Origin of the sequence: Candidatus Nitrosopumilus salarius BD31 (assembly GCF_000242875.2) — an archaeon.
In the GTDB taxonomy this organism is placed as follows: domain Archaea; phylum Thermoproteota; class Nitrososphaeria; order Nitrososphaerales; family Nitrosopumilaceae; genus Nitrosopumilus; species Nitrosopumilus salarius.
Window position 1 is genome coordinate 1 of the sequence record NZ_AEXL02000015.1, and the last position, 6951, is coordinate 6951.

8 protein-coding genes are annotated in these 6951 nt (G+C 34.5%); 3 read left to right on the plus strand and 5 right to left on the minus strand.

Annotated elements, in window-relative coordinates; genetic code table 11:
- Positions 1 to 211, minus strand: a 211-nt coding sequence (locus BD31_RS00380) for a lactate/malate family dehydrogenase (RefSeq protein ID WP_008296807.1), incomplete at its 3' end; no start/stop codon positions are given.
- An 89-nt stretch (positions 212 to 300) separates the two neighbouring features.
- Here BD31_RS00380 and larC point away from each other — a divergent pair.
- From larC to BD31_RS00395, 3 genes are read left to right on the plus strand one after another with little or no spacing between them, the layout of a single operon-like run.
- Complete coding sequence (gene larC, locus BD31_RS00385; RefSeq protein ID WP_008296812.1) at positions 301 to 1536, plus strand: nickel pincer cofactor biosynthesis protein LarC; 1236 nt, start codon at positions 301 to 303, stop codon at positions 1534 to 1536.
- Positions 1523 to 2320, plus strand: coding sequence for an ATP-dependent sacrificial sulfur transferase LarE (gene larE, locus BD31_RS00390; RefSeq protein ID WP_008296806.1), 798 nt, complete (start codon positions 1523 to 1525; stop codon positions 2318 to 2320). Before larC ends, larE begins: the two co-directional genes overlap by 14 nt.
- Positions 2317 to 3486 (plus strand): cysteine desulfurase family protein, encoded by a 1170-nt coding sequence (locus tag BD31_RS00395; RefSeq protein ID WP_008296804.1) that lies wholly within the window; start codon positions 2317 to 2319, stop codon positions 3484 to 3486. Before larE ends, BD31_RS00395 begins: the two co-directional genes overlap by 4 nt.
- Here BD31_RS00395 and BD31_RS00400 read toward each other — a convergent pair.
- The 4 genes from BD31_RS00400 to BD31_RS00415 form a co-directional block, all read right to left on the minus strand.
- Positions 3476 to 4255, minus strand: coding sequence for a PEFG-CTERM sorting domain-containing protein (locus tag BD31_RS00400; RefSeq protein WP_008296802.1), 780 nt, complete (start codon positions 4253 to 4255; stop codon positions 3476 to 3478). The two genes, BD31_RS00395 and BD31_RS00400, sit on opposite strands and share 11 nt — an antisense overlap.
- 98 nt (positions 4256 to 4353) lie before the next feature.
- Complete coding sequence (locus tag BD31_RS00405; RefSeq protein WP_008296814.1) at positions 4354 to 5169, minus strand: PEFG-CTERM sorting domain-containing protein; 816 nt, start codon at positions 5167 to 5169, stop codon at positions 4354 to 4356.
- Between the two features lie 122 nt (positions 5170 to 5291).
- On the minus strand, positions 5292 to 6149 hold the full coding sequence (locus tag BD31_RS00410; protein WP_008296816.1) for a PEFG-CTERM sorting domain-containing protein: 858 nt from the start codon (positions 6147 to 6149) through the stop codon (positions 5292 to 5294).
- 61 nt (positions 6150 to 6210) lie between these two features.
- Positions 6211 to 6951: PEFG-CTERM sorting domain-containing protein (locus tag BD31_RS00415; RefSeq protein WP_008296809.1), on the minus strand; the 741-nt coding region annotated here is incomplete at its 5' end.

Genomic DNA, 6951 nt, shown 5'->3' on the forward strand with positions numbered 1-6951 from the left:
CATTTGATCCTTTCATATCTGCAAAATTATTAGAACCTTTTACCTCTACATCTATTCCTTGTTCTGATAGCATATGGTTGATATCCATTGCCTCTCCTTGTGGAAGTCCTTCAGCAACATCTAGTAACAATATTTGATCATCTAATCTCTTTAATGCTGAGAATAAGGCAGCATCTCCGCCTACTTTTCCCGAACCAATTATTGTAATCATGAAAAAACCCGTTGATTTTGATTAATTAAATCTAATGAAATTCACTAATTATTAGGCGAATTTATAAGCATTTTTGATAATTTTGAATTATGGTACTTGTAATAGATCCTCAGATTGCTGGTATCTCTGGAGATATGCTTCTTTGTAGTTTGGTTGATTTAGGTGCTGATAAAAATAAGATTTATGATGGAATTAAAAAAGCCGAAAAATTTCTCTCAGGTTCCTCCATCAAAAAAATTGATTTTCAAAAAATTCAGAAACACGGAGTAGACTCCCTTCAACTAGTTTTAGAAATTGATGAAGATGTTAATGAAAGAAAAGGAGTAGAAATCAAAAAGGCAATAATTGATTCTATTGAGGCAATTGGGCTTTCTAAAAAAGCAAAATTATTTGCAGAATCCTGCATTAATACACTGATTTCTTCAGAGTCTAAAATTCATGGAATTTCTGAAGATTCAGTTCATTTTCATGAAGCCTCTAGCATTGATACTCTTGTAGATATTGTTGGAATTACTATTGCATTAGAGGAACTAGACTTGTTTGATCAAAAAATAGTTTGTCTTCCAATATCTGTGGGTAGTGGTTCTGTAACCTTCTCGCATGGAACAATGTCTAACCCTGCAAGCGCAATTCTTGAAATTTTCAAAAATTCAAATTTAATTGTAAAAGGAAATAATGCAAACGAGGAATTAACTACGCCAACTGGTGCATGTATTTTGGTAAATTTAGCCACGAACTCTGCTGAATATTACCCCCAAATGAAGATTGATTCAATAGGTTATGGTGCTGGTCAGAAAAATTTTGAATCTTTTTCAAATGTCTTGAAAATTGTTCTAGGCTCTGAAAATAATTTTGACATTGACACTGTAAAAATACTTGAAACAAATGTAGATGATGTTTCCGGAGAAATTCTAGGAAATTTAATTGAAAAAATAATGGAGAAAGGTGCAAGAGATGTTTCAATTTATACTGGAGTTTCTAAGAAAGGTAGACTGACTAACCTCATATCTGTAATTTGCACTGAAGAAAATATTGATAATATTTTGGATGTTTTAGTGTTAGAAACTGGGACTTTGGGGGTTAGAATTTCAGATTCAAATCGCTTTATCATTCCTAGAAAAATTCACGATGTTTCCGTAATTTTGAATGGGCAATCTTTTCAAACACATTATAAACAATTTTCGTATAAGGGAAAAACTGATTTTAAAATAGAATTTGATGACTTGAAAAAAATATCTAATATTTTGAATAAATCCATCAAAGAAACAGAATCATTATTAAGAAAAGAGATTGAAAAATTGGAGAACTCTAATGACCCATCTTGATGATCTTGTTAATTGGTTTGAGAACAAAGGTAAAGTAATGATTGCATTGTCTGGTGGTGTTGATAGTGCTCTTGTTGCATACGCTGCATTTAAAAAATTAGGTCCTTCGGCTATTGCAGTTACTGCTGATTACAAAACACTTTCAAAAGAAGAACTTGAAACTGCAAAAAAAATATGTTCTGAGATCGGAATTCGACAGATCTTTCTGGATTACAATGAATTAGAAAATGAAGAATTTACAAAAAATGATTCAAATCGATGTTTTCATTGTAGGATGGAATTAGGAGACCATTTGATAAAATTGGCTGAAAAACACAATATTGGGATTATTGTTGATGGAACAAATATTGATGATTTGGGAGATTATAGGCCTGGAATTGAAGCACTTAAACAAAATGGGATTAGAAGTCCACTTGTAGAAACCAATTTTTCAAAATCACAAATTAGAGAAGCAGCAAAATTTGTAGGTCTATCTGTTTTTGACAAACCCTCAAACTCATGTTTGGCCTCGAGAATTCCTTGGGGTCAAAGAGTTACTGCTGAAAAATTAACTCGAATTGAATTAGCAGAAAATATTGTTAAACAACTTACCAATCTAAATCATGTTAGAGTGCGTGATCTAAATGGATCGGCAAAAATTGAAGTTGATAAAGAAATGATCCCTTTGTTTGATGATGATATCCTGAAACACCTCATCGAGAAATTTGAGATGATTGGTTTTACTACTGTTCGAGTAGATCCCGAAGGATATAGACCTGGAAAAATAAACGTGATTGCAGATTGATCTACTTAGATAATGCCGCATCCACTCAAATTCATGAAGATGTTCTAGATTCAATGCTACCATATCTTAAAGAACAGTACGGAAATCCATCTTCTATTCATCGATATGGTAGATTGGCGCACAAAGCTATTGAAAAAGCACGAAAACAAATTGCATCATTAATCAATGCAGATCCTTCTGAAATTTTGCTTACCTCTGGCGGTACTGAATCTAACAATATGGTGTTGGTAGGAATATCAACAAAAAATACCCCGTGTCAAATTATCACCTCATCTATTGAGCACGATGCAATATTAGAACCGTGTAAAAAATTAACTCAAAATGGTGTGGATGTAGTTTATCTTCCAGTTGATAAATTTGGTATGGTAAATCCATTAGATTTGAAAAATCACCTATCTGAAAAAACATGTCTAGTTTCAATCATGTTTGGTAATAACGAAGTTGGTACCATCCAACCAATTCCAGAAATTGCTACAATTTGCAATGAAAGAAAAATTCCATTTCACACTGATGCTGTTCAAGCAGTTGGAAAAATCCAAATTGATGTTAAAGAACTAGGTATTGATTTGCTATCGATATCTTCTCATAAACTTAATGGACCTAAAGGAGTTGGTGCGTTATACATAAAAAATGGTATTGATATTGAACCTGTTATTTTAGGTGGTGGACAAGAGCATGGCCTTCGTTCAGGCACTGAAAATGTCGCAAATATTGTTGGATTTGGTAAAGCATGCGAAATTGCAAAAAACAATTTAGATACTAACATGTCTTATGTGAAAAAACTACGAGATACACTTATCGAGAAAGTATTGAATGAAATTCCAGAGGTCACTTTGAATGGAGACCCACAATCAAGATTACCAAACAACGCTCATTTTACATTTCTTGGTGTAAATGGTGAGGATCTAATTATCAAACTAGATGAATATGGAATTGCCGCATCTACAGGTTCTGCATGTTCTGTTCATACACAAAGAGCTTCACATGTATTACAAGCCATGGGATTTTCACATGAACAGATCACAGGTTCTCTTCGATTAACTATTGGGATTTTTAATAATGAAAATGAAATTGAACAAACAGTTAGCACTCTCAAAAAAATTGTTGAAGAACTTAGATCATTTTCACCATTCAAAGAAAAATACTCTTTTGTTACTAAAACTTAGTAATTTGGAATCTGTTTCTAGTGGTTAGAATTGTTATCGTAATTCCAATAATTAAAATCATCATGACAATAGAGCTGAATTCTGGAACTACATAGGTTCCAATAATTTCAATATCTGAATCATTCTGTTCAAAATTTATTGTAATTATTCTGGACTCTGATTGTACTACTGATTCTTGATAAGCTACTTCTATTCCGTCAATTAGAATTATGAATGTGTCGTCTTTGCCATCTTGTTTTTCAGCACCTATGAATTCTCTAGGCAATTCTAGTGTAATGGTTCCATCATCTGCAGCATCAATTTGTACTATCAATGCAAAAATATCTGAATCTACCACCATATTTTTAATCGTTCCCCCCTTAATGGTATATTTCACATCAAATGTACCGTAGCTTCCAGCATCTACTTCAAAATTGGTTGTTGTTGCCATCGATGTTGTTTTTGGAGAATAAGCAAATTCTGATTCAGCAATATTTCCTTCTCCGTATGAAACTCTGACTGTATAGTTTCCTTCTTTTTTCCATAATGGGCCTTCTGCAATAATTGTATGAGAATAACTCCCATCTTGTGCTACAGTGATCTGTGCTATATCTATTAAATTGCCCTCAGAAAATAATTGTAATGTTACAGGTGTGCTGCCTACAATTGTAGATACTTTTCCAGAGATTACGATTGTATCCCCTTCATCATAATTATTATCATCAGTTTGAACAGAAATTAATGATTCTTGTGCAAATGCGGTCCCAATTGAAATCAACAGTATTGCCATTATGCTATAGAATATTTTTAACTCCACGAACTTACAAATATGAAATTGTATATTTCTCTTACTATCAAAAAATGAAAAAATGAAAAAGTTGTGTGATTTTAGTATCTTGGCATAATGCTAAGTCTTGACTTTGCAGAGATTGCAATTATTGAGATAATTGCTACTGCTAGAATCATGGCTGCGATTGCACCAAATTCTGGAATCACATAGGTACCAATTATTTCAATTTTTTCGGCGCCTGCTAAGAACATGACTGTTACTTTATTTCCGTCAATTTCAACATCATCCCATTGTTCTCCGTCAACTAGTACCATGAAGATACCATCTTGGATTTCTTTGGATGGGGTTACTGTTAATGTTCCATCATTTTTAGCGTCGATGTTAATGACAATTGATTTGTCATTAGTATTGAGAGTTGCACTTTTTACCACTCCACCTGAAATACTGAATGGTATGCATTGACCATTTGCAGATATCTCATTAACACTACATTTACTTGGTGTTGGTGTTGCTGGACCTGTTACAACTCCACCAGTTAGTTCAACTTTGGCACTGTTACTTTTTTCAGAATTGCCATAGTTTACTTTAATGGTGTAGGTACCGTCGTATTTCCACATAGCACCTGCTGTATTTAATGAAGTCTGAAAACTACCATCTTCAGCTACAACAAGTTGATCAATTGTAACAATGGAGTTTAAAGGACTTACAACAGTCACTGTTACTGGAAATCCAGAAGTATTTGCTACTTGACCTTTTACCATAATCATGTCATTGTGACCATATTCTGTTTTATCTGTCCAAACAGATATTGGAATATCACGAAGCAACATCTCATTAGCTGTTGTTCTAGCATCTTCCATGGAACATCCTACACATGCTTGAGGAAGATCTCCTGCGGCATATGCTGATGACATAGTTAAGGTACCGACTGCAGTCAAAATGGCTAGTAGCGCGAACGACGTACGGCTGTTCATCTTGTTGCGTTTTATACCTGTCTCTATTTATGTATATTTAAAAAGAGAAAAAAGTTGTGAACTTAGTATCTTGGCATAATGCTAAGTCTTGACTTTGCAGAGATTGCAATTATTGAGATAATTGCTACTGCTAGAATCATGGCTGCAATTGCACCGAATTCTGGTACTACGACGCCGTCTTTGATATCTACTTGAGTTGAAGCAGTATATTTTGGATCGTCAAATTGTTGTACTGTTACAGTGTAAAAACCATCTTGTTTCCATAATGATCCCCCTACTGTAATTTCGGTAGCGAATTCCCCATTAAGCATTGGTGATACTTGAGCCACTTTTACCACATTTCCATTTGGTGCGATCACCTTTAATGTGATATCTTGACTCACTCTGTCTGTCATTCCAGTAACCTCAAACATTGTAGAACCATTCTCGACAATTATTTCATCAAGTATGATTCCTCTATCTGTTGCAGCATTGTTTTCATTTGGTTTGAAAATTCCCTGCAAATTAGACTGTGTTTCAGAAGTACTTCTTAAAGTCATACCATTTGTTACTTCAACAAGAACATCTAGTGTGTATAGTGACGCACTACCTTGTTTTGCTGTTATGGTATAGAATCCATTTTCAGTCCATGTTGGACCAATTTTGAATTCAGTACCAAAATTACCATTTGCATCTGGTGTGACTTGCCATGCGGCTACAAGATTATTTCCACTTGGCGATATTACAGAAAATGTAACATCTGTGAAATGTGAAACTGTCTTACCTGTAACAGTAATCATGTTACCTGATTTCTCAGTTGTTGCTGTAATGGACATGCCTGCACTTTGGGCAAAAGCATCTTGCTGAATAGAGGTCATAGAAATTAATGACAGTGCCATGAGGGCTATTGCCATTGATGTTGTAGAACGTTTAAACTCCATCTTAATTCAATCCTGCATTATTGCTATTTATGTATATTTAAAAATAGAAAAAAGAAGAAATTTAGTATCTTGGTATAATACTAAGTCTTGATTTTGCAGAAATTGCAATTATTGAGATAATTGCCACTGCTAGAATCATAGCTGCGATCGTACCAAATTCTGGGACTACAAATGTACCAATTATTTCAATCTCCTCAGCACCTGCTGGGAATGCTATGGTGAGTGTTCTGTCTGTTGATGTTGTTGTTTCATCAAAGTCTACTTCTTCTCCGTCAATTAAGACGAAAAAGTCGTCATCTTCACCATCGATTGTTGCATCCAAAATGGATCTTGGGATTGTAAGGGTCAATGAACCGTCGCTTGAAGCACTAATAGATACGATCAGTGAATTTGATTCCACATCAGGCATGATACTTAGTAGTTTTCCGCCTGTGATCTTGTATCCTATCAAATCACTTGAACCTTCAACTGAAACAGTTGTGTCGGTTACTCCACCACTCTTTGGTGGTGTTGTAGTAGATCCTCCGAATTCAAATGATGTTGTTGCTATACGATTTTGGGTTCCATATGTGACTTCAACTGTATAAGTTCCAGCTGTTCTCATTGTTCCGCCAGCAGTAATTTCAGTACTGAATTTTTTATCAGCACCTACTGTTAGTTGAGCAAGAGCGACAATTGCATTGTCATTCTTAACTATCAAACTTACTGGGGTTCCTGAATACAGCTCTCTTACTTCTCCTGTTACTAAAATTACATCACCTTCTGAATAGGATGATTTGTCTGTAGTAACAACAATTGAGTT